Raw genomic sequence first — 20,546 nt, forward strand, 5'->3', positions numbered from 1 at the left:
TGCCGGCCCGCGCATCACGACGGTGCGGGCCGGCGGGCTTCAGTGCGACGCGGTCGGACGCGGGGCGGCCCACCAGGTCGAGGGCGCCGCGACCGTGTACCCCAGCGACTCGTACAGCGGCCTGCCCAGCTTCGAGGCGGTGAGTGTGGCCGGGTGGTCCGCCAGGTGGGCGAGGGCGCCGAGCATGACGGCCCGGCCCACGCCGCGCGAGCGGAACGCCGACGACGTACTGATCCAGTAGTGGCTGCCGACGCCGTCGGCCAGGACGCTGACGCCGGCGCCCGCGGTCTCGCCGTCGATCGAGGCGATGAACACGTCCACGCCCGGCTCTTCGATCAGCGCCGCCGGGAAGAGTTCGCCGGGGCGGTGGGGCTCGAACCCGTCCAGCTCGAAGCCCTCGATCACGACCCGCTCGGCCGTCTGGAGCTCCTCGGGCCGCCGCACCCGGATCACGTCCAGCGCCGGTTCGCCGACGGGCCCGGGCAGCCGCAGCATGACCGGCATCTGCCAGCTGCGCATGCCCAGGTGGCTCAGGTCGGTGGAGCTGAACGGATCCTCGACGTTCACCGCCCCCGCGGCCCGGCGGACCAGGTCGGTCAACCCGGCCAGTTCGTCCGGGTCGAGGTCGGGCTCCTGGACGAGGATCCGCAGACCCGCCCGCTCGTCTCCGTCGACCGCGACGAATCCGCGGCAGCGGATCACCTCGTGCCCGCGGCTTCGGCCGGTCGCGGTCCAGAAGGCGGCGGAGTTGCGGGCCTGGTTCTTCGGCGCCTCGGCCAGGGATACGGACTGGTCGGTCGCAGTGGCTCCTGTTGTCATTGGGCCTACGGTAGTACGGAATTGACCCGGCGTACGGGACGATTTCCCTGCGATCCGACCAGGCGCCTTGGGCCGGGACGGCAGCGGGCCCGGACGCTCCGCGCGTCCGGGCCCGCCGCGTACCGCACGCCGCGTCAGTGCGCGGCGGCCTCCCAGTTCGGGCCGACGCCGACCGAGACGTCCAGCGGAGCGCGCAGCGGGTAGGCGCCCGCCATCTGCTCGCGGACGAGGGCCTCGACCTGCTCGCGCTCGCCCGGGGCCAGCTCCAGCACGATTTCGTCGTGCACCTGGAGCAGCATCCGGGAGGTGAGGCCGGCCGCGCGCAGCGCCTCGTCCACCCGGAGCATGGCGATCTTGACGATGTCGGCGGCCGAGCCCTGGATCGGGGCGTTGAGGGCCATCCGCTCGGCCATCTCGCGGCGCTGGCGGTTGTCGCTGTTGAGGTCCGGCAGGTAGCGGCGGCGGCCGAGCAGCGTCTCGGTGTAGCCCGTCGCCCGGGCCTCGTCGACGACCCGGCGCAGGTAGTCCCGCACGCCGCCGAAGCGCTCGAAGTAGGTGTCCATCAGGCCCTGGGCCTCGGCCGGCTTGATGCCGAGCTGCTGCGACAGCCCGTACGCGGACAGCCCGTACGCCAGGCCGTAGGACATCGCCTTGATCTTGCGGCGCATCTCGGCGTCCACCGCGGCGCGCGGCACCTCGAAGACCTGGGAGGCGACGGTGTTGTGCAGGTCCTCGCCGGAGGCGAAGGCCTCGATCAGCGCCTCGTCCTCGGACAGGTGCGCCATGATCCGCAGTTCGATCTGCGAGTAGTCGGCGGTGAGCAGGGACTCGTAGCCCTCGCCGACGACGAAGGCGCGGCGGATGGCGCGGCCCTCCTCGGTGCGGACGGGGATGTTCTGCAGGTTCGGGTCCTGCGAGGAGAGCCGGCCGGTGGCGGCGACCATCTGGTTGAAGGTGGTGTGGATGCGGCCCTTGGGCGAGACGGTCTTGAGCAGGCCCTCGACGGTCGTGCGCAGCTTGGCCTGGTCGCGGTGGCGCAGCAGGATGACCGGCAGCTCGTTGTCCGTCTGGGTGGCCAGCCAGGTGAGCGCGTCGGCGTCGGTGGTGTAGCCGGTCTTGATCTTCTTGGTCTTGGGGAGGGCGAGTTCGCCGAAGAGGATCTCCTGGAGCTGCTTGGGCGAGCCGAGGTTGAACTCGTGCCCGGCGGCGGCGTGCGCCTCCTCCACCACGCGCTGGATCTCGGCGGCGAACTGCGCCTCCAGGCCGGTGAGCCACTCGCGGTCGGCGGCGATGCCGTAGCGCTCCATCCGGGCCAGCAGGGCGGCGATGGGCAGTTCCATGTCGTGCATCAGCTCGGCGGCGCCGACCTCGCCGAGGCGGGTGTCGAAGAGCGCGGCGAGGTCGAGCACGGCGCGGGCCTGGAGCATCAGCGACTGGGCGGCGGCCGTCTCGTCCTCCTCCGGTGCATCGAAGGCGAGTTGGCCGCTCTCGGTGGCGGGGGCGGGGGTGAGCGAGCGGGCCAGGTACTCCTCGGCGAGCACCTCCAGGGTGAAGGTGCGGCGGCCGGGCTTCTCCAGGTAGGCGGCGAGCGCGGTGTCGGCGACGACGCCCTCGATCGTCCAGCCGCGCTCGGCGAAGGCGCGCATCACCTGCTTGGCGATGTGCAGGGCCTTGGGGGCGGTGGCGTCGGCGAGCCAGCGGGTGAAGGCCTGCTCGTCCTCCTCGGCGAGCAGCGCCGGGTCGAACCAGGCGGCGGACTCCCCGGCGGCGAGGGCGACTTCGGTGACCTCGCCGGAGCCGAGCGCCCACTGGTAGACGGCGGCGAGGGCGACGGTGGTCTTGCCGTCGGAGGCGTGCTCGGCCAGCCAGGCGGCCAGGGTGCCCGGGTCGGTGAGGAGCTCGCCGTCGACCTCGACGCCGGGGGCGAGCTCGGCCTCCGCCTGGGCCTCGCCGGCGGACGGGTCGATGCCGAAGACGCGGTCGCGGAAGTTGGCGTTGCGGAACTCCAGCGACTCCATCAGGGTGCCGACGGCGTCCTTGTCGAACGGCTTGCGGTCCAGGTCCGCGACGCCGACCGGGAGTTGGACGTCGCGGACCAGCTCGGTGAGCACCCGGTTGCGCTTGACCGAGTCGAGGTGCTCGCGCAGCTTCTCGCCGATCTTGCCCTTCACCTCGTCGGCGCGGGAGACCAGTTCGTCGAAGGAGCCGAACTGGTTGACCCACTTGGCGGCGGTCTTCTCGCCGACGCCGGGGATGCCGGGCAGGTTGTCGGACGGGTCGCCGCGCAGCGCGGCGAGGTCCGGGTACTGGCGCGGGGTGACGCCGTACTTCTCGGTGACCTTCTCCGGGGTGAAGCGGGTGAGCTCGGAGACGCCCTTGGTGGGGTAGAGCACGGTGACGTGGTCGGTGACCAGCTGGAGCGAGTCGCGGTCGCCGGTGACGATGTCGACGTCGTAGCCGGCCGCCTCGGCGGCGGTGGCCAGGGTGGCGATGATGTCGTCGGCCTCGAAGCCCTCGACCGTGAGCCGGGGGACGTGCATGGCGTCGAGCAGTTCGCCGATCAGGCCGACCTGGCTGCGGAACTCGTCCGGCGTCTTGGCGCGGTTGGCCTTGTAGTCGGGGAACTCGACGGAGCGGAAGGTCTGCCGGGAGAGGTCGAAGGCGACGGCGAGGTGGGTGGGCTGCTCGTCGCGCACGGTGTTGGCGAGCATCGAGGCGAAGCCGTAGACCGCGTTGGTGGGCTGGCCGGTGGAGGTGTTGAAGTTCTCCACGGGCAGGGCGTAGAAGGCCCGGTAGGCCATCGAGTGCCCGTCCAGCAGCATCAGCCGGGGCCGCCGGCCGGCCCCGCCGCCACCCGTCGCGCCCTTGTCCGTACTCTGCGTAGCCACGTCAACGTCCGTTCCTGCCGATTCCACTACCGGCCACCGATCCTATGGCCCGGCACCGACAAAAAGGACGCCGCGCCGGTCCGTCCGCAGCTGCTACCTCCGAGTAGGACGGTCGTACGATCACAGGCGGCACGCCCCCGGCGTTCCCCGGCATCCCCGGCCTTCCTCAGCAGTCCCCAGCGTCCCCCAGCGGCAGGAGCTCACCCCATGACCGACGCGGCCCCCGGCACCGCCACCGACACCACGCCCGCCACCGCGACCGACACCGCGCCCGCGACCGACACCGCGCCGGTCCTGAACGTCCCGCAGGACGTGCTGGACCACTTCGCCAAGCTCGGCGTCAGCCCGCAGACCTTCTCCGGCGGCCACCTCGGCGAGAAGCTCGGCATCCGGATCGTCGAGGCCTCCGGCGACCGCGTGGTCGGGACCATGCCGGTGGAGGGCAACCAGCAGCCGTACGGGCTGCTGCACGGCGGCGCGTCGGCGGCGCTGGCCGAGACGCTGGGCTCGATCGGGGCGATGCTGCACGCCGGACCGGGCCGCTACGCGGTCGGCGTGGACCTCAACGCCACCCACCACCGCTCGGCCACCTCGGGCCTGGTGACCGGGGTGGCGACGGCCGTGTTCAAGGGCCGCACCGCCGCCACCTACGAGATCGCGATCACCGACGACACCGGCCGGCGGATCACCAGCTGCCGGCTGACCTGCATGCTGCGCGACCTCTGACGGGCCCCCGGAAACCGCGACACGGCCCGAACCTCCGGCGCGTCCTGAACCACCGACGCCACAACGGCCCTACCACGCCGAAGAGTTCAATCAGAGCGACATCAAGTCCCTTTTCCGCCCCCTTGTTTGACCCTCCGCCGCCCTGGGCAGGCGTTGGTCTGGACGAGGGGGCTTTCACATGCCCGGGCGCGGCCGACCCCAACCCGCCACATGTGACGCTACGTAACAAGTAGGAAATCCGATCAATTGCCGGGTTCCGCGACCTTCAGGCGCCGCGGAACCCCTTGGCACCACTTCCGACGTCCGTAATCCGGACGCTCAAGGTCGAAACCAGAGCATCGGACATGATCGTCCGATAATCGACGCTGCCAGCTGCAACCCCCATTTCTGGGCCTTACATCCCCCTACCAGCAAGTAAACGCCTGACATCGCGGGATGGATCGAGCCGGAACGACCACATGGTGAGACAAATGCTCCGTGTGCTCATAACAAGAGAATCACAGCCTGCCTCCAGCACTGCCAGAGCCGCCCAACGGCATCTAGAGTCACGGCCAGTCACCGCGCCATTCGATTGGGCCAGGCCCTCCGCGCACTCCGGCTCCCGCCATTCCGGCGCGGGCGCCTCCTGAACCGAAGGGGACCCTCGTGCGTCACCGTTCAGCAGTTGTCGTGAGCATTGCCGTGATCGGCGCCCTCAGCCTCACCGCCTGCGGCTCCCGCGGAGAGAAGAAGGGCGGCGACGGCGGCGGCACCAACTCCGCCTCCACCACCGTCGTCATCGGCGTCGACGCCCCGCTCACCGGCGACCTCTCCGCCCTCGGCCTCGGCATCCGCAACTCCGTCGACCTCGCGATCAAGAAGGCCAACGAGAGCAACGAGGTCCCCGGCGTCAAGTTCGAGATCAAGGCCCTGGACGACACCGGCAAGCCCGCCCCCGGCCAGCAGAACGCCACCCAGCTGGTCGGCGACTCCAAGGTCCTCGGCGTCGTCGGCCCGCTCAACTCCAGCGTGGCGCAGTCGATGCAGCAGATCTTCGACGACGCGAACCTGGTCGAGGTCTCCCCCGCCAACACCGGTGTCGCCCTCAGCCAGGGCGAGAAGTGGGCCAGCGGCGAGAAGAAGCGCCCCTTCAACTCCTACTTCCGCACCGCCACCACCGACGCCGTCCAGGGCCCGTTCGCCGCCCAGTTCCTCTACAACGACGCCAAGAAGACCAAGGTCTTCCTCATCGACGACCAGAAGACCTACGGCGCCGGCCTCGCCGGCACCTTCAAGGGCGAGTTCACCAGGCTCGGCGGCACCCTCGTCGGCGAGGAGCACGTCAACCCCGACGACCGCGACTTCGCCGCCATCGTCACCAAGGTCAAGAGCTCCGGCGCCGAGGCCGTCTACTACGGCGGCGAGTACCCCGCGGCCGGCCCGCTCTCCCTCCAGCTCAAGGAAGCCGGCGCCAACATCCCCCTGATGGGCGGCGACGGCATCCAGAGCGGCGACTTCATCAAGCTCAACCCCAAGAGCCAGGGCGACTACGCCACCGCCGTCGGCCTGCCGGTCGAATCCCTCGACACCGCCAAGAAGTTCATCGCCGACTACAAGACGGCCGGCTACAAGGACGCCTACGAGACCTACGGCGGCTACTCCTACGACAGCGCCTGGGCCATCATCCAGGGCGTCAAGCAGGCCGTGAAGGACAACAACGGCAAGGTCCCCGACCGCAAGGCCGTCCGCGACGCCGTCCAGAAGGTCACCTTCGACGGCGTGACCGGCAAGGTCTCCTTCGACGAGTTCGGCGACACCACCAACAAGCAGCTCACCGTCTACGCCGTCAAGGACGGCAAGTGGGCCGTGGAGAAGTCCGGCACCTTCAAGGGCTGACATCACGTCACCACCCGCAGCACCAGCCCCACTTCCCCACCACACAGCGCGCGGGGGCGCCACGAGTGCCCCCGCGCGCACCCACATCCACCACCCACGCGGACACCCCCGAACGCACTACGGAGGCCCAGCGGTGCACGACCTACCGCAGCAGCTGGCCAACGGCCTGATCCTCGGCGCCCTCTACGGGCTCGTCGCGATCGGCTACACGATGGTCTACGGCATCGTCCAGCTCATCAACTTCGCCCACGGCGAGATCGTCATGGTCGGCGGCTTCGGCGCCCTGACCGCCTACCTCGCCCTCCCCGGCGGCACCACCCTCTGGCTGGCCCTGCCGCTCATGCTGATCGCCGGCATCCTGGTCTCCACCCTCACCGCCGTCGCCGCCGAACGCTTCGCCTACCGCCCCCTGCGCACCGCCCCCCGGCTGGCCCCGCTGATCACCGCCATCGGGCTCTCCATCTTCCTCCAGCAGCTCGTCTTCTCCTTCTACCCGGACGCCAAGAAGGCCCGGGTCTTCCCCAAGCTCCCCGGCGACCCGTTCAGCCTCGGCTCCGTCACCATCCAGCGCAGCGACCTCTTCCTGATCATCGCCGCCCCGCTCTGCATGCTCGCCCTCGGCTGGTTCGTCACCCGCACCCGCTCCGGACGCGCCATGCAGGCCACCAGCCAGGACCCGGACACCGCCAAGCTGATGGGCATCGACACCGACCGCATCATCGTCATGGCCTTCGCCATCGGCGCCGCGTTCGCCGCCGTCGCCGCCGTCGCCTACGGCCTGCGCAGCGGCCAGGTCGACTTCCGGATGGGCTTCATCCTCGGCCTCAAGGCCTTCACCGCCGCCGTCCTCGGCGGCATCGGCAACATCTACGGAGCCATGCTCGGCGGCCTCGCCCTCGGCCTCGCCGAAGCCCTCGCCACCGGCTACATCCAGCACCTGCCCGGCATGCACCTCTTCGGAGGCGGCGCCTGGAAGGACGTCTGGGCCTTCGTTCTCCTCATCCTCGTACTCCTGATCCGGCCCCAGGGCCTGCTCGGCGAGCGCGTCGCGGACAGGGCGTGACCACCATGACCACCACCACCGAAACGACCCCGGTCATCCCGCTGCCGGCCCGCGCCGCCGCCGCCGTCACCGCACTCGGCGCCCTCGCCACCGCGGCCTCCGCCGCCATGTCCTGGACCTGGACCTCCGAGTTCCCCGGCGACCTCACCTACTACGGCTCCCCGGCCGGCCTCCAGTGGCTCGCCCTCGCCGCCGGCCTGCTCACCCTGGTCCTGCTGCTCGCCGGCCAGGGCGTCCCCGGCCTGCGCTGGGCGGCCCCCGCCCGCAGCCACAACGCCGTCCTGTACGCCGCCACCGGCGCCCTCGCCGTCGCCGTCTACTCGGTCGCCGCCGTCTCCACCGAACTCGGCGGCCTCGCCAACCTCGAACCCGGCGGCTGGGTGCTCGCCGCCGGCGGCCTGATCAGCGTCCTCGGCGCCCTCGGCCTCCCGCTCGACCGCCGCACCGCCGTCCCGCTGCGGATCCTCGACAAGCGCCTCTTCCTGCTCGTCCCGGTCGCCCCCGCCGCCTGGTTCGCCGCCCACGCCATCCCCGAGGACAAGCCCGTCGCCCCGGTCATGACCGCGCTGGCCGGCGGCCTCGCCATCGCGGCCGGCGCCGTCCTGCTGCTCCAGCTCGGCCACCTCGCCAACAGCACCGTCCGACTGGGCCGGATCGACCGGCCACTGCCCGCGCCGCGCCCGCTCCCCTCCTGGCTCGAAGTGCTGCTGATCGTCCTCGCCTTCGGGCTCGGACTGTTCGCGATCACCTTCGGCATCGACACCGAGTACGGCGAACTCTTCACCGGCTACCTGCTGTTCGTCGCCCTCGCCGTCCCCGCCCTGTCCAGGTCCGGCCTGCTCGCCCGGCTGCGCGCCCTGACCGTCAAGCACCGCCCGGTCACCACCGGCGCCGCCTTCGCCGCCGCCGCCAGCTTCCCGTTCACCCAGACCAGCGACCAGTACACCTCCGTCGCCACCAACATCCTGATCTTCGCCACCGTCGCCCTCGGCCTCAACATCGTCGTCGGCCTGGCCGGCCTGCTCGACCTCGGGTACGTCGCCTTCCTCGGCGTCGGCGCCTACGCCGCCGCCCTGGTCTCCGGCTCCCCCGCCTCCCCCATCCACGTCCAGTTCCCGTTCTGGGCCGCGATGCTCACCGGCGCCGTCGTCTCGATGGTCTTCGGCGTACTGATCGGCGCCCCCACCCTGCGGCTGCGCGGCGACTACCTCGCCATCGTCACCCTCGGGTTCGGCGAGATCTTCCGCATCACCATGCTCAACCTCAACGGCACCACCGGCCCCAAGGTCACCAACGGCTCCAACGGCATCCCGCGCATCCCCGACCTGCAGATCCTCGGCTTCGACCTCGGCAAACCGCACACCGTGCTCGGCGTCGAACTCGGCCGCTTCTCCAACTACTACCTGCTGATGCTGCTGGTCACCGCCCTGGTCGTGCTCGTCTTCGCCCGGGTCGGCAACTCCCGCATCGGCCGCGCCTGGGTCGCCATCCGCGAGGACGAGACCGCCGCCGAGGCCATGGGCATCAACGGCTTCCGGCTCAAGCTGCTCGCCTTCGCCCTCGGCGCCCTGCTCGCCGGCCTCGCCGGCACCGTCCAGGCCCACGTCAGCTACACCGTCACCCCCGACCAGTACACCTTCGCCGAGGCCCTCCCGCCGAACTCCGCCTTCCTGCTCGCCGCGGTCATCCTCGGCGGCATGGGCACCATCAGCGGCCCGCTGGCCGGCGCCACCCTGCTCTTCCTCATCCCGAAGAAGCTCGAGTTCCTCGCCGACTACCAGCTCCTCGCCTTCGGCGCCGCCCTCATCGTCCTGATGCGGGTGCGCCCCGAAGGACTCATCCCCAACCGGCGCCAGCAGCTGGAGTTCCACGAGGCCGCCGTCCCGGCCCAGGCCTCCGGCGAGCCGACCGCACTCACCAAGGCAGGGGCGTGACCGACCCGATGACCACCACCGCCGCACCCCTGCTCGAAGTCACCGGCGTCACCATGCGCTTCGGCGGCCTCACCGCGGTCAACGACGTCTCCCTGACCGTCGGAGAGGGCGAGATCATCGGTCTCATCGGCCCCAACGGCGCCGGCAAGACCACCTTCTTCAACTGCCTCACCGGCCTGTACGTCCCCACCGAGGGCGCCGTCCGCTACCGCGACACCCTGCTGCCGCCCAAGCCCCACCTGGTCACCCAGGCCGGCATCGCCCGCACCTTCCAGAACATCCGGCTGTTCGCCAACATGACCGTCCTGGAGAACGTCCTGGTCGGCCGGCACACCCGCACCAGGGAAGGCATCTTCTCCGCCATCCTGCGCGGCCCCGGCTACCACCGCGCCGAGGCCGAGAGCCGCGAGAAGGCCATGGAACTCCTGGCGTTCACCGGCCTCGCCGACAAGGCCGACCACCTCGCCCGCAACCTCCCGTACGGCGAGCAGCGCAAGCTGGAGATCGCCCGCGCCCTCGCCTCCGAACCCGGCCTGCTGCTGCTCGACGAACCCACCGCCGGCATGAACCCCCAGGAGACCCGGGCCGCCGAGGAACTCGTCTTCGCGATCCGCGACAAGGGGATCTCCGTCCTCGTCATCGAGCACGACATGCGCTTCATCTTCAACCTCTGCGACCGCACCGCGGTGCTCGTCCAGGGCCAGAAGATCGTCGAGGGCGACCGCGAGACCGTCCAGAACGACGAACGCGTCATCACCGCCTACCTGGGCGCCCCGCTCGAAGGAACCAGCCCGGCCGTCCCGGAGAACGTTACGGAGACCGACCAGTGACAGCACTTCTCGAAGTCCAGGACCTCCGCGTCTCCTACGGCAAGATCGAAGCGGTCAAGGGCATCAGCTTCACCGTCGCCCAGGGCGAGGTCACCACCCTCATCGGCACCAACGGCGCCGGCAAGACCACCACCCTGCGCACCCTGTCCGGCCTGCTCAAGCCCACCGCCGGACGGATCACCTTCGACGGCCAGGACCTCTCCACCGTCCCCGCCCACAGGATCGTCGCCCTCGGCCTCGCCCACTCCCCCGAGGGCCGGCACATCTTCCCCCGGATGACCATCGAGGAGAACCTCCTCCTCGGCGCCTTCCTGCGCACCGACGCGGCCGGCATCGCCGCGGACGTCGAGCGGGCCTACGGCCTGTTCCCGATCCTCGGCGAACGCCGCCGACAGGCCGCCGGAACGCTCTCGGGCGGCGAGCAGCAGATGCTCGCGATGGGACGGGCGCTGATGTCCCAGCCCAAGCTGCTCATGCTGGACGAGCCCTCGATGGGCCTCTCCCCGCTGATGATGCAGAAGATCATGTCCACCATCGTGGAGCTGAAGTCCTCCGGTACGACCATCCTCCTGGTCGAGCAGAACGCCCAGGCGGCGCTCTCGCTCTCCGACCAGGGGTACGTCATGGAGACCGGCCGCATCGTCCTCTCCGGGACGGGAGCCGACCTCCTGCACGACGAGTCCGTCCGCAAGGCCTACCTCGGCGAGGACTGACCCACGCCATGCGGAAGGGCCCGGCAGAAACGTTCTGCCGGGCCCTTCGCGCGCGCTCTACTCGGACTTGCCCTCTTCCGCCTTCTTGCGGTCCTGGGCCTCGCCCTCCTCGATGACCGCCTCGGCCACCGCCGCCATCGTCATCCGACGGTCCATCGACGTCTTCTGGATCCACCGGAAGGCCGCCGGCTCGTTCAGCCCGAACTTGGTCTGCAGCACGCCCTTCGCCCGGTCCACCAGCTTCCGGGTCTCCAGCCGCTGGCTGAGATCCCCGATCTCCTTCTCCAGCGCCCGCATCTCCGCGTACCGGGAGACCGCCATCTCGATCGCCGGCACCAGGTCCGACTTCGAGAACGGCTTGACGATGTACGCCATCGCCCCGGCGTCGCGCGCCCGGTCCACCAGCTCCCGCTGCGAGAAGGCCGTCAGCATCAGCACGGGAGCCAGGTGCTTCTCGTGGATCTGCTCGGCGGCCGACAGCCCGTCGAGGATCGGCATCTTCACGTCGAAGATCGCCAGGTCCGGCTTCAACTCCTCCACGAGCCGCACCGCCGTCTCCCCGTCCCCGGCCTCACCGACGACGGTGTACCCCTCCTCCTCCAGCATCTCCTTGAGGTCGAGGCGGATCAGCGCCTCGTCCTCGGCGATCACGATCCGGGTGATCTGGGGCATATCAGTCTCAAGCGGCTGCGCCTGCTCGTCGGCGGTGCTCACGGGGCTCCTAGTTCCGGCGGGGTACTGCATGCACGAGGGTACCCAGACACGGTATGTTTAGGGCATTCAGGGTCGGGGGCCACCTTCGATTCTGCGTTGGCCCCGATAGCCCAGCGGTAGAGGCAGTGGTCTCAAACACCATCCAGCGTGGGTTCGAATCCCACTCGGGGTACTTTCCTTCATTCCGAAGGATCGGCCACAAGGCAGGCCTTCACCACTTGGGGTGAAGAGCACCCGATGCGGCTCAGCCCGCCTTGTCCAACGGCTCCAGCTCAACTGTGAGTCGCATGCCGAGTGCGTCGGCAAACCTCTCCAAGACCACGATCGTGGGCATCGTCCCGCCCGCCTCGAAGCGGGCCACGGCCGGCTGCTGCATACCGGTAGCGGCCGCCAGCTGGGACTGGGTCATTCCGAGGGCCTCACGACGAAGGCGGACGGCCTCACCCAACTCGAAGCGGATCCGTGCGGCCTCATACGAGGCACCGGCTCCAGGGCGGTTCATGATCTCCTGCCGCATGTTCCGCCAGGACGTGCGTTCGCTCATCCCACCCACTCCTCGTCCTCGTCAACGGTGTGCAGCTCGGCCACACACCGACGCATCGCCCGCCTCGCCCGGTCGACCTCACCGACCTCCCGCATGCGCGTCTTGCGGAACACCGTCAACAGGATGATCCTCCTGCCGGATGCGATCCAGTAGGTGATGCGCACGTCCAGTTCGTTCAGATGGAAGCGCAGCTCCCTCAGCTTGCCGTCCAGTTGCCTGGTGTGCGGCTCACCGAGCAGCGGTCCGCGGACGGCGAGCAGCTCGACGTAGAACGCGACCGTTTCCTTGTCGTCCTGGCCCAGTCCGAGAATCCAGTCCCGGACCTCCGGTTCGAGCTCCACCTCTCCCCAAGTCATAACACGGATGTTATGGACGCACCAGGCGCCTACTCCGCTGTTGCGACGGTGGACGGGCGGCATCCCGTCGATCGGGGGACGCCGCCCGCGGACAGCCGCGCGAAGGTCGCTCAGGCGTCCAGGGTCCCCACGTGGTGGACGCGGACGAGGTTGGTGGAGCCGGCCAGGCCGGGCGGGGAGCCGGCCGTGATGACGACGATGTCGCCCTTCTGGCAGCGGCCGAGTGACAGCAGCGCCGCGTCGACCTGTTCGACCATCTGGTCCGTCGTCGGGGCGAACGGGCCGAGGAAGGTCTCCACGCCCCAGGTGAGGGCGAGTTGGGAGCGTACGGCCGGTTCGTAGGTGAAGGCGAGCACCGGGATGGGTGAGCGGTAGCGGGTGAGCCTGCGGGCGGTGTCGCCGGACTGGGTGAAGGCGATGAGGTACTTGGCGTGCAGGAAGTCGCCGATCTCGGCGGCCGCGCGGGCGACGGCGCCGCCCTGGGTCCGCGGCTTGCTGCCGGTGGTCAGCGGCGGCAGCCCGGCCGCCAGGATGTCGTTCTCGGCGGCCTCGACGATCCGGGCCATGGTCTTGACCGTCTCGACCGGGTACTTGCCGACCGAGGTCTCCCCGGAGAGCATCACGGCGTCGGTGCCGTCCAGGACGGCGTTGGCGACGTCGGAGGCCTCGGCGCGGGTCGGCCGGGAGGTGTTGATCATCGAGTCGAGCATCTGGGTCGCCACGATGACCGGCTTGGCGTTGCGGCGGGCCAGCTTGATGGCGCGCTTCTGGACCAGCGGGACCTGTTCGAGGGGCATCTCCACGCCCAGGTCGCCGCGGGCCACCATGATCCCGTCGAAGGCGTCGACGACGGACTCCAGGTTCTCCACCGCCTGCGGCTTCTCGATCTTGGCGATGACCGGGACGCGCCGCCCCTCCTCCGCCATGATCCGGTGGACGTCCTCGATGTCGCGCCCGCTGCGGACGAAGGAGAGCGCGACGAGGTCGGCGCCGGTCCGCAGCGCCCACCGCAGGTCGGCGACGTCCTTGTCGCTGAGCGCGGGGACGGAGACGGCGACGCCGGGGAGGTTGAGGCCCTTGTGGTCGGAGACGAGGCCGCCCTCGATGACCAGGCACCGCACGTGCGGCCCGTCGACGGCGACGACCTCCAGGGTGACCCGGCCGTCGTCGACCAGGATCCGCTCGCCGCGGCCGACGTCGCCGGCGAGCCCGGAGTAGGTGGTTCCGCAGCGGTCCTTGTCCCCCACGACGCCCTTGTCGGTGGAGATGGTGAACTCGTCGCCGCGTTCGAGAAGTACGGGCCCGTGGGCGAAGGTGTCGAGCCGGATCTTCGGGCCTTGAAGGTCGACGAGGACGCCGACGCTGCGGCCGGTCTCGTCGGCGGCCTTGCGGACGCGGCGGTAGCGTTCCTCGTGCTCGGTGTGCGAGCCGTGACTGAGGTTCAGTCGGGCGATGTCCATCCCGGCGTCGACCAGGGACTTGATCTGGTCGTACGAGTCGGTGGCGGGCCCGAGGGTACAGACGATTTTTGCTCGGCGCATAGTGCTGAGACTAGGCATTACCGGCGCGTAACCACGACGCGGGTCCGTACTGCGGGATGACCGTTGCGCCAAGGCGAGTTGAACAATCTGACACACCCTCGGACCGCTGTGCGAGCGCCCCGCGCCACACCCGTCCCGCGCTCCTCCCGCACGCCTCCCGCGCCGCCCCCCGATGCGATTCCGTGAAGGGGTGTTCACCTCCGGTTCACCGCCGCTTCCGTCCCCGCTCCCCGCCCGGCGGGACGCTCGTCACCCACGGGTGACTGCCCGGGCTCGCCGGGCGACCACCCGGACGAAGTAGCGGACGAGGGGGAAGCGTTCGGCATGAAACGCGCACTGGGCGTGGTGGCGGCCCTGGCCCTGCTGGGCGGGGTGGCCTATGCACTGATCCCCCCGGAGAAGGGCTCCGGCCTGGTCACGGTCACCGGCCTGATCGGGTCGGAGAAACGTGACTTCTTCGAGAACCCGGACGTCAAGGCCGAGTTGAAGAAGCAGGGCCTGGTGGTCAAGGCGGAGCCGACCGGCTCCTGGACGATGGACGACCAGGCGAGGAACACCCCGAACCTGGACTTCGCCTTCCCGGCGAGCAGCGCGCCGGCGCTGGCCATCCAGCGGGACTGGGCGCAGAAGGACTCGCCGCGGGTGCAGTTCTACTCCCCGCTGGTGATCGTCACCCACCAGCCGGTAGCGGAGGTGCTGAAGTCCAACGACCTTGCCGGTGTGAACGATTCGGGTGTCTGGACGTTCAACATGGACAAGTACGTGGAGGCCCTGAAGCAGGGCGGCCGGCAGTGGGAGACGCTGACGGACGCGTCCAGGCACCCGGAGCTGACCGGCACGATGTACGTGTCCACCACGGATCCGGAGAGCTCCTCCTCGGGTGCCCTGTACCTGGCGATCCTGTCCTACCTCGCGAACGGCAAGAAGGTGGTGTCCGACGACGCGGGCCTGAACGCCGTCAAGGGCGTCGTGTACGACGCTAACCGGTTCCAGGGGCTGCAGAAGGTCAGCAGTGACGGGCCGTTCCGGGAGTTCGGCGCGGGGGTCAACACGATGGTCTTCGCGTACGAGTCGCAGGCCGCCGCCCTGCCGATCCAGGGCAAGCAGATCGGCGACATGGTGGTGATGTACCCGACCACCACGATCAAGACGGACCACACCCTGGTGGCCAGGACGCCGGGCGGCCAGAAGCTGGCCGACGCGCTGGTGAACAGCCCCGAGCTGCGCAGGCTGGAGGCCAGGTTCGGCCTGCACCCGGACGCCGAGCCGGACCTCTTCTGGAACGAGGTGAACGGGAAGCTGCCGAAGTTCGTCCCCGACGTCCGGGCCGCAGGGCTGGCCCTGGCCCCGGTGCCCTCGCTCGAGTACATGAAGAAGCTGACCACCGCGGCGAAGACCGGGAGTGTGAAGTGAACCTCCGTACCATGCGCCGCGGCCGGCTCCTCCTGGCCCTGACGGCCGCGCTCGCGGCGGTGACCGCCTGCACCTCCGGCGGCGGCAAGGCCGGCCCCGATCCCAGCGACCCGCCCGCCGAGACGGCCCGTGCCGGGGTGCTGCGGGTGCTGGCCGGCAGTGAACTCCAGGACCTGGCACCGGTCCTGGAGGAGGCCCGGAAGGCCACCGGGGTGACCGTGCAGTTCTCCTGGACGGGCTCCCTGGACGGCGCGGACACCGTCTCCTCGGGGCGGGCCGACGGAAAGTACGACGCCGTGTGGTTCCCGTCCAACCAGTACCTGCGGCTCGATCCGGCCGGCCGGTCCAAGGTGGTGTCCGAGACCCCGGTGATGGTCTCGCCGGTGGCGGTCGGGGTGCGTTCCTCGTCGCTGGGCGAACTCGGTTGGGGCGACGGCTCCAAGGTCAGCTGGGCGCAGGTCGGGGACGCGGCGGCGGCCGGAAAGCTGCCGTACGGGATGGCCGACCCGTCCCGGTCCAACTCGGGCTTCTCCACCCTCGTCGCGGTGGCCTCGGCCTTCTCCGGCGCGGGCGCGGCGCTGACCGACGCGGACGTGCAGAAGGCCAACCCGCAGCTGAAGCAGTTCTTCAAGGGCCAGAAGCTGACCTCCGGTTCGTCCGGCTGGCTGGCGCAGGCGTACACCCGGGCCGAGTCGGGCGTGGTGGGCGCGCTGGTGAACTACGAGTCGGTGCTGCTGTCGCTGAACCGGACGCTGCCGCCGCAGCAGCAGCTGACGGTGGTGCGGCCGGTGGACGGCGTGGTGTCGGCGGACTACCCGCTGTCGCTGATGGCCTCCGCCGCGCCGGACCAGCGCGACGCCTTCCAGCGGCTGACCTCGTACCTGCTCAAGGAGGACGTGCAGAAGCGCATCTCCGAGACGACGCTGCGCCGTCCCGCGACGGCGGGCGTCGCCCCGGCCGCCGGGCTGCCCACCGACCGCCGCAGGGAGCTGCCGTTCCCGGGCACCAGGGCGGTCGCGGACGGCCTGCTGGGCGCGTACCAGAACGAGCTGCGCCGCCCGTCCCGGACGGTGTACGTGCTGGACACCTCGGGCTCGATGGAGGGCCCGCGGATCGCCGCGCTGAAGCGCGCGCTGGGCCGGCTGACCGGGGCGGACGACACCCGCGGGGTGCGGCGCTTCCGGGACCGCGAGGAGATCACCCTGCTGTCCTTCGCCTCCTCGGTGAAGTGGACCAGGACGCACGTGGTGCCGGCCACCGGCAGCCAGCCGGGCCCGCAGGCGGAGCTGGCGTCGATCGACGCGGACGTGCAGTCGCTGGCCGCCTCGGGCGGGACGGCGGTGTACTCCTCGCTGGAGGAGGCGTACCGGGTGATCGAGCGCCAGCAGGCGGCGGCCGGCGACGACCGGTTCACCTCGATCGTGCTGATGACGGACGGGGAGAGCAACGCCGGTGCGTCGGACGGCGACTTCAGGCGCTTCCACGAGGCGCTGCCGGCCGGGGAGAAGGCGATCCCGGTGTTCCCGATCAAGTTCGGGGAGGCGGCGGTGGGCCAGCTCCAGGGGATCGCGGACCTGAGCGGCGGCAAGCTGTTCGACGGGACGGGCTCGCTGGACGGGGTGTTCGAGGAGATCCGTGGCTACCAGTGACGGGTTCGGCTCCCGGGTGCTGCGCTACCTGGAGTCGGCCCGGAACCTGGTCGGCTGCGCGGGGGGCGCGGCCGGTCTGGGGCTGCACTTCGCCGGGCTGGGCGGGGCCTGGTGGCCGGCGGTGGTGGCCGGGCTGTACGGGGCGGGCGCGCTGCTGGCGCCCGCCCCGGGGCCCCGCCGGGGGTCGCCGACGGCGCTGGGCGGGGGCGGGGTCCCCGGATCGCGGCTGCCGGAGCGCGGGGAACCGGCAAGCGGGGAACCGGCGAGCGGGGACCCCGAGCGCGGAGAACCGTCGGGCAACGGCCCGGCAGGCCGAGCGCCGGCGCCGCCGCACGTGACGCCGGCCCACCAGCCGCCGGAGCGCGAGGCGCCGGAGCCGGTCCCCGCGCCCGACCCGGAGCTGGTGGCGCTGACCGCCTACCTGGAGACGGTGCCGCTGCCGCCCTCGGCGGGGGTGGACGCCCTGCTGGCGGCGCTGCGCGCGGCCGGCCCGGGCCCGGTGGCGGACCGGATCGTCCGGCACCGGCTGCCGGTCGCGGTGACCGGCTACCTGCGGGCGCGGACCTGGCAGCCGTGGGCCGGGCCGGACGAGCCTGATCCGGCGCTCCACCTGGGCCGCGAGGTCGACCGGCTGGCGGCCGAGCTGTCCTGACCGGCCGCCGGCCCCCGGGGCCGGGGCCGGTCTCCGGATTCCCGTCGTTCGCCCCGCCGAGCGGGTTCGAGGACCGGCCCTACCACCCCGACCTCCCCGTTCCCGTCACGAACGAGTCGCCAAGATCTCACCTCTCGGACAGGTCAGGGGGCTATTCAGCGCACCGGATCGCACGGCACACTTCTACGCGCGTCCCTCTACGCGCGTCGACGCGTGCACGCACACTTTTGCCAACGAATGCCAGTTGACGGTCGATCCGCCGTCGTCCCCCCTCGGGAGAGTCGTCCATGCCCCTGAACCGCCGTGACTTCGTCACCCGGTCCGCCGCCACCGCCGCCGGCGCCGCCCTGGCCGGTGGCGCCACCCTGGCCGCCGCCCCCTCCGCCGCGGCCGCCCAGCCGGACACGGCGGCCGCCAAGGGCCAGCAGCGCCAGCCGCACAAGCAGGCCTTCACCGTCATGGGCACCACCGACCTGCACGGCCGGGTGCTCAACTGGGACTACTTCACCGACGCGGAGTACACCGACAATGGCCACAACGCGGTGGGCCTCGCCAAGATCTCCACCCTGGCCAACCAGGTGCGCGAGGAGAAGGGCTGGAACCGCTGCCTGCTGATCGACTCCGGTGACACCATCCAGGGCACCCAACTGTCCTACTACTACGCCCGGGTCGAGTCGATCGACACCGAGGCCGACACCGTTCCGGACCACCCGATGGCCGTCGCCATGAACCTCATGGAGTACGACGCCGCGGCGCTCGGCAACCACGAGTTCAACTACGGCATCCCGCTGCTGAAGGCCTACCAGGACCAGCTGGAGTTCCCGCTGCTCGGCGCCAACGCGCTGAACGCGAAGAACGAGAAGCCCGCCTTCAAGCCCTACGTGATCAAGGAGCTGCGCCTGGGCGGCGGCCGTCCGGTGAAGGTCGGCATCCTCGGCCTCACCAACCCGGGCATCGCCATCTGGGACAAGGCCAACGTCAGCGGGAAGATGGTGTTCCCGGGCATCGTCGAGACCGCCGCCACCTGGGTGCCGCGGATGAAGGCCGCGGGCGCGGACGTCGTCGTGGTCTCCTCGCACTCGGGCTGCGACGAGGCCACCACCTGGGGCGACCAGCTGCCCTGGGCCGAGAACGCCTCGGTCGCGCTGGCGGAGACCGTCCCGGACATCGACGCGGTGCTGGTGGGCCACGCCCACAAGGAGGTCCCGCAGCGCCTGGTCGTCAACAAGAAGACCGGCCGCACGGTCGTGCTCTCCGAGCCGCTCTGCTACGGCCAGCGGCTGACCTGCTTCGACTTCGAGGTCGAGTTCGCGGCCGGCGCCTGGAAGGTCTCCTCGGTCTCGGCCCGGCTGCTGAACTCCAACACGGTCCCGGAGAACCCGGAGATCACCGACGCGATCGCCGAGCAGCACAAGAAGGTCGTCGCGTACGTCAACCAGCGGATCGGCACCAGCAAGATCGAGCTGTCGATCGCCGACGCCCGCTTCAAGGCCACCCCGATCATCGACCTGATCGGCAAGGTCCAGGCCGACGCCGTCAAGGCCGCGCTGGCGGGCGGGCAGTACGCCAACCTCCCGGTGCTGGCCCAGGCCGCCCCGTTCAACCGCACCGCCCTGATCCCCTCGGGCCAGGTCAAGCTGCGCGACGCCGCGGGCCTCTACATCTACGAGAACACCCTGGAGGCCCGCATCCTGACGGGCGCCCAGCTCAAGGACTACCTGGAGTACTCGGTCAAGTACTACAACCAGCTCGCCCCGGGCGCCCCGGTCGACAAGGAGGCCCTGACCGGCGCCGAGGCCACCCCGGACTACAACTACGACTCGGTCTACGGCCTGAGCTACGACATCGACATCGCCCAGCCGAAGGGGCAGCGGATCGTCAACCTGTCCTTCCAGGGCAAGCCGATCGACCCGGCCGCCGAGTTCGTCCTCGCCGTCAACAACTACCGCGCCAACGGCGGCGGCAACTTCCCGCACGTCGCCAAGGCCAAGACGGTCTGGTCGGACTCCGACGAGATCCGCAACACCATGATCGCCTGGGTGAAGGCCAAGGGCGTCATCGACCCCGCCGACTTCTTCACCGACTCCTGGCGCCTCGTCCGCGCCGGCCAGCCGGTCTTCTGACCCGTACCGCACCGCCACCGGAAGGCCGTCGCCCCCTCGGCGACGGCCTTCCGGCCTGTCCAGGCGGAAGAATGGCAGCATGAGCGAGATCCAGATCCCGGACCGCCACGCCCGGCTGCTGGCCTACGCGCAGAGCCTGACGCCTCCCAACGGGTGGAAGATCGAGATCTCCGGCGACGAGATCATCGTGACGGCCGGCCCGTCGGTGATCCACCAGCGCAACCTGCTGCTCGTCCGTAGGCAGTTCGAGGCGCACGAGCCCGCCGGGATGATGCCGAGCGAGAACACCGACCTCACGTCCCCGAACGTCGGCAAGCTGCGCAACCCCGACCTGACCTACATCCCCCTCTCGGCGCTGGAGGAGGGCGGCAACCAGGTCCCCGCCGAGCAGGCGGCCATCGCGGTGGAGATCGTCTCCCCGTCGAACCCGGAGAACGACCTGGTCGGCAAGGTCCGCGACTACCCGCTCATGGCCATCCCGCTGTACCTGCTGATCGACCCGCGCGAGGGCGACCTGACGCTCTACTCCGAGCCGTCCGGCAGCGGCTACCACCGGCAGTGGAACGGCACGTTCGGCGACCCGGTCCCGGTCCCGGCCCCCTTCGGCTTCGAGCTCGCCACCGACGCCCTGCTCCGCTACCCGGCCTGAACGGCCGGACCCCACGGGGCCTCCCGGCGGTCGCCGCCGGGAGGCCCGTGCGTTCCT

At 70.6% G+C, this 20,546-nt stretch carries 17 protein-coding genes and 1 tRNA gene; 12 read left to right on the forward strand and 6 right to left on the reverse strand.

Features of this window, described 5'->3' with window-relative positions; genetic code table 11:
• Nucleotides 1-39: 39 nt before the first annotated feature.
• The gene (locus ACIQI7_RS36055; RefSeq protein ID WP_401118319.1) at nt 40-819 is read right to left on the reverse strand and encodes a GNAT family N-acetyltransferase; all 780 of its coding nucleotides are present in this window, start codon (nt 817-819) and stop codon (nt 40-42) included.
• A gap of 134 nt (nt 820-953) precedes the next feature.
• Nucleotides 954-3,641 carry a DNA polymerase I gene (gene polA, locus ACIQI7_RS36060; protein WP_401118368.1) on the reverse strand — a complete coding sequence of 896 codons (2,688 nt, stop codon included), beginning with the start codon at nt 3,639-3,641 and terminating at the stop codon, nt 954-956.
• A 273-nt stretch (nt 3,642-3,914) separates the two neighbouring features.
• On the opposite strand from polA, the gene ACIQI7_RS36065 reads away from it, so the two are divergent.
• The 6 genes from ACIQI7_RS36065 to ACIQI7_RS36090 all read left to right on the forward strand — a co-directional run bounded on the left by ACIQI7_RS36065 (nt 3,915) and on the right by ACIQI7_RS36090 (nt 10,848).
• Entirely contained in the window at nt 3,915-4,433 is a 519-nt protein-coding gene (locus ACIQI7_RS36065; RefSeq protein ID WP_401118321.1) for a PaaI family thioesterase, read from the forward strand.
• A gap of 645 nt (nt 4,434-5,078) precedes the next feature.
• The gene (locus ACIQI7_RS36070) at nt 5,079-6,308 is read left to right on the forward strand and encodes a branched-chain amino acid ABC transporter substrate-binding protein (RefSeq protein ID WP_401118323.1); all 1,230 of its coding nucleotides are present in this window, start codon (nt 5,079-5,081) and stop codon (nt 6,306-6,308) included.
• 133 nt (nt 6,309-6,441) lie between these two features.
• On the forward strand, nt 6,442-7,371 hold the full coding sequence (locus ACIQI7_RS36075; RefSeq protein ID WP_387749124.1) for a branched-chain amino acid ABC transporter permease: 930 nt from the start codon (nt 6,442-6,444) through the stop codon (nt 7,369-7,371).
• Between the two features lie 5 nt (nt 7,372-7,376).
• The gene (locus ACIQI7_RS36080; RefSeq protein ID WP_401118326.1) at nt 7,377-9,305 is read left to right on the forward strand and encodes a branched-chain amino acid ABC transporter permease; all 1,929 of its coding nucleotides are present in this window, start codon (nt 7,377-7,379) and stop codon (nt 9,303-9,305) included.
• A gap of 8 nt (nt 9,306-9,313) precedes the next feature.
• Nucleotides 9,314-10,135 carry an ABC transporter ATP-binding protein gene (locus ACIQI7_RS36085; RefSeq protein WP_401118370.1) on the forward strand — a complete coding sequence of 274 codons (822 nt, stop codon included), beginning with the start codon at nt 9,314-9,316 and terminating at the stop codon, nt 10,133-10,135.
• Nucleotides 10,132-10,848, forward strand: a complete 717-nt coding sequence (locus ACIQI7_RS36090) for an ABC transporter ATP-binding protein (RefSeq protein ID WP_401118328.1) — start codon at nt 10,132-10,134, stop codon at nt 10,846-10,848. The genes ACIQI7_RS36085 and ACIQI7_RS36090 overlap by 4 nt, the downstream gene beginning before the upstream one ends.
• Before the next feature lie 57 nt (nt 10,849-10,905).
• On the opposite strand, the gene ACIQI7_RS36095 is transcribed toward ACIQI7_RS36090, so the two are convergent.
• Nucleotides 10,906-11,520, reverse strand: a complete 615-nt coding sequence (locus ACIQI7_RS36095; RefSeq protein WP_401118373.1) for an ANTAR domain-containing response regulator — start codon at nt 11,518-11,520, stop codon at nt 10,906-10,908.
• 141 nt (nt 11,521-11,661) lie between these two features.
• Between ACIQI7_RS36095 and ACIQI7_RS36100 the strand changes: the two genes are divergently transcribed.
• Nucleotides 11,662-11,734, forward strand: a tRNA-Leu gene (locus tag ACIQI7_RS36100).
• A gap of 72 nt (nt 11,735-11,806) precedes the next feature.
• Here ACIQI7_RS36100 and ACIQI7_RS36105 read toward each other — a convergent pair.
• From ACIQI7_RS36105 to pyk, 3 genes are all read right to left on the reverse strand, one after another.
• Nucleotides 11,807-12,106: a helix-turn-helix domain-containing protein gene (locus ACIQI7_RS36105; RefSeq protein ID WP_401118331.1), complete on the reverse strand. Its 300-nt coding sequence runs from the start codon at nt 12,104-12,106 to the stop codon at nt 11,807-11,809.
• On the reverse strand, nt 12,103-12,462 hold the full coding sequence (locus ACIQI7_RS36110; RefSeq protein WP_401118333.1) for a type II toxin-antitoxin system RelE/ParE family toxin: 360 nt from the start codon (nt 12,460-12,462) through the stop codon (nt 12,103-12,105). Before ACIQI7_RS36110 ends, ACIQI7_RS36105 begins: the two co-directional genes overlap by 4 nt.
• A gap of 110 nt (nt 12,463-12,572) precedes the next feature.
• Nucleotides 12,573-14,003, reverse strand: a complete 1,431-nt coding sequence (pyk, locus tag ACIQI7_RS36115) for a pyruvate kinase (RefSeq protein WP_401118335.1) — start codon at nt 14,001-14,003, stop codon at nt 12,573-12,575.
• A 324-nt stretch (nt 14,004-14,327) separates the two neighbouring features.
• Here pyk and ACIQI7_RS36120 point away from each other — a divergent pair, with 324 nt between their 5' ends.
• From ACIQI7_RS36120 to ACIQI7_RS36140, 5 genes are all read left to right on the forward strand, one after another.
• Nucleotides 14,328-15,416, forward strand: coding sequence for a substrate-binding domain-containing protein (locus tag ACIQI7_RS36120; RefSeq protein WP_401118337.1), 1,089 nt, complete (start codon nt 14,328-14,330; stop codon nt 15,414-15,416).
• Nucleotides 15,417-15,427: 11 nt separating this feature from the next.
• Nucleotides 15,428-17,065, forward strand: a complete 1,638-nt coding sequence (locus tag ACIQI7_RS36125; RefSeq protein ID WP_401118375.1) for a VWA domain-containing protein — start codon at nt 15,428-15,430, stop codon at nt 17,063-17,065.
• Complete coding sequence (locus ACIQI7_RS36130) at nt 17,052-17,717, forward strand: hypothetical protein (protein ID WP_401118340.1); 666 nt, start codon at nt 17,052-17,054, stop codon at nt 17,715-17,717. Before ACIQI7_RS36125 ends, ACIQI7_RS36130 begins: the two co-directional genes overlap by 14 nt.
• Before the next feature lie 287 nt (nt 17,718-18,004).
• Nucleotides 18,005-19,840: a bifunctional metallophosphatase/5'-nucleotidase gene (locus ACIQI7_RS36135; RefSeq protein WP_401118343.1), complete on the forward strand. Its 1,836-nt coding sequence runs from the start codon at nt 18,005-18,007 to the stop codon at nt 19,838-19,840.
• A gap of 79 nt (nt 19,841-19,919) precedes the next feature.
• Complete coding sequence (locus tag ACIQI7_RS36140; protein ID WP_401118345.1) at nt 19,920-20,489, forward strand: Uma2 family endonuclease; 570 nt, start codon at nt 19,920-19,922, stop codon at nt 20,487-20,489.
• The last annotated feature ends 57 nt before the right edge of the window (nt 20,490-20,546 follow it).

It is taken from the genome of Kitasatospora sp. NPDC092039 (genome assembly GCF_044756065.1).
Lineage (GTDB): Bacteria > Actinomycetota > Actinomycetes > Streptomycetales > Streptomycetaceae > Kitasatospora.

What these genes read in the sequence shown, in the direction of transcription:
- ACIQI7_RS36110 (WP_401118333.1), bottom strand. Translation starts at nt 12,462, where the DNA reads ATGACTTGGGGAGAGGTGGAGCTCGAACCGGAGGTCCGGGACTGGATT.
- pyk (WP_401118335.1), bottom strand. Translation starts at nt 14,003, where the DNA reads ATGCGCCGAGCAAAAATCGTCTGTACCCTCGGGCCCGCCACCGACTCG.
- ACIQI7_RS36105 (WP_401118331.1), bottom strand. Translation starts at nt 12,106, where the DNA reads ATGAGCGAACGCACGTCCTGGCGGAACATGCGGCAGGAGATCATGAAC.
- ACIQI7_RS36080 (WP_401118326.1), top strand. Translation starts at nt 7,377, where the DNA reads ATGACCACCACCACCGAAACGACCCCGGTCATCCCGCTGCCGGCCCGC.
- ACIQI7_RS36095 (WP_401118373.1), bottom strand. Translation starts at nt 11,520, where the DNA reads ATGCCCCAGATCACCCGGATCGTGATCGCCGAGGACGAGGCGCTGATC.
- ACIQI7_RS36135 (WP_401118343.1), top strand. Translation starts at nt 18,005, where the DNA reads ATGCCCCTGAACCGCCGTGACTTCGTCACCCGGTCCGCCGCCACCGCC.
- ACIQI7_RS36055 (WP_401118319.1), bottom strand. Translation starts at nt 819, where the DNA reads ATGACAACAGGAGCCACTGCGACCGACCAGTCCGTATCCCTGGCCGAG.
- ACIQI7_RS36140 (WP_401118345.1), top strand. Translation starts at nt 19,920, where the DNA reads ATGAGCGAGATCCAGATCCCGGACCGCCACGCCCGGCTGCTGGCCTAC.
- ACIQI7_RS36120 (WP_401118337.1), top strand. Translation starts at nt 14,328, where the DNA reads ATGAAACGCGCACTGGGCGTGGTGGCGGCCCTGGCCCTGCTGGGCGGG.
- ACIQI7_RS36125 (WP_401118375.1), top strand. Translation starts at nt 15,428, where the DNA reads ATGCGCCGCGGCCGGCTCCTCCTGGCCCTGACGGCCGCGCTCGCGGCG.
- polA (WP_401118368.1), bottom strand. Translation starts at nt 3,641, where the DNA reads ATGCTGCTGGACGGGCACTCGATGGCCTACCGGGCCTTCTACGCCCTG.
- ACIQI7_RS36065 (WP_401118321.1), top strand. Translation starts at nt 3,915, where the DNA reads ATGACCGACGCGGCCCCCGGCACCGCCACCGACACCACGCCCGCCACC.
- ACIQI7_RS36085 (WP_401118370.1), top strand. Translation starts at nt 9,314, where the DNA reads ATGACCACCACCGCCGCACCCCTGCTCGAAGTCACCGGCGTCACCATG.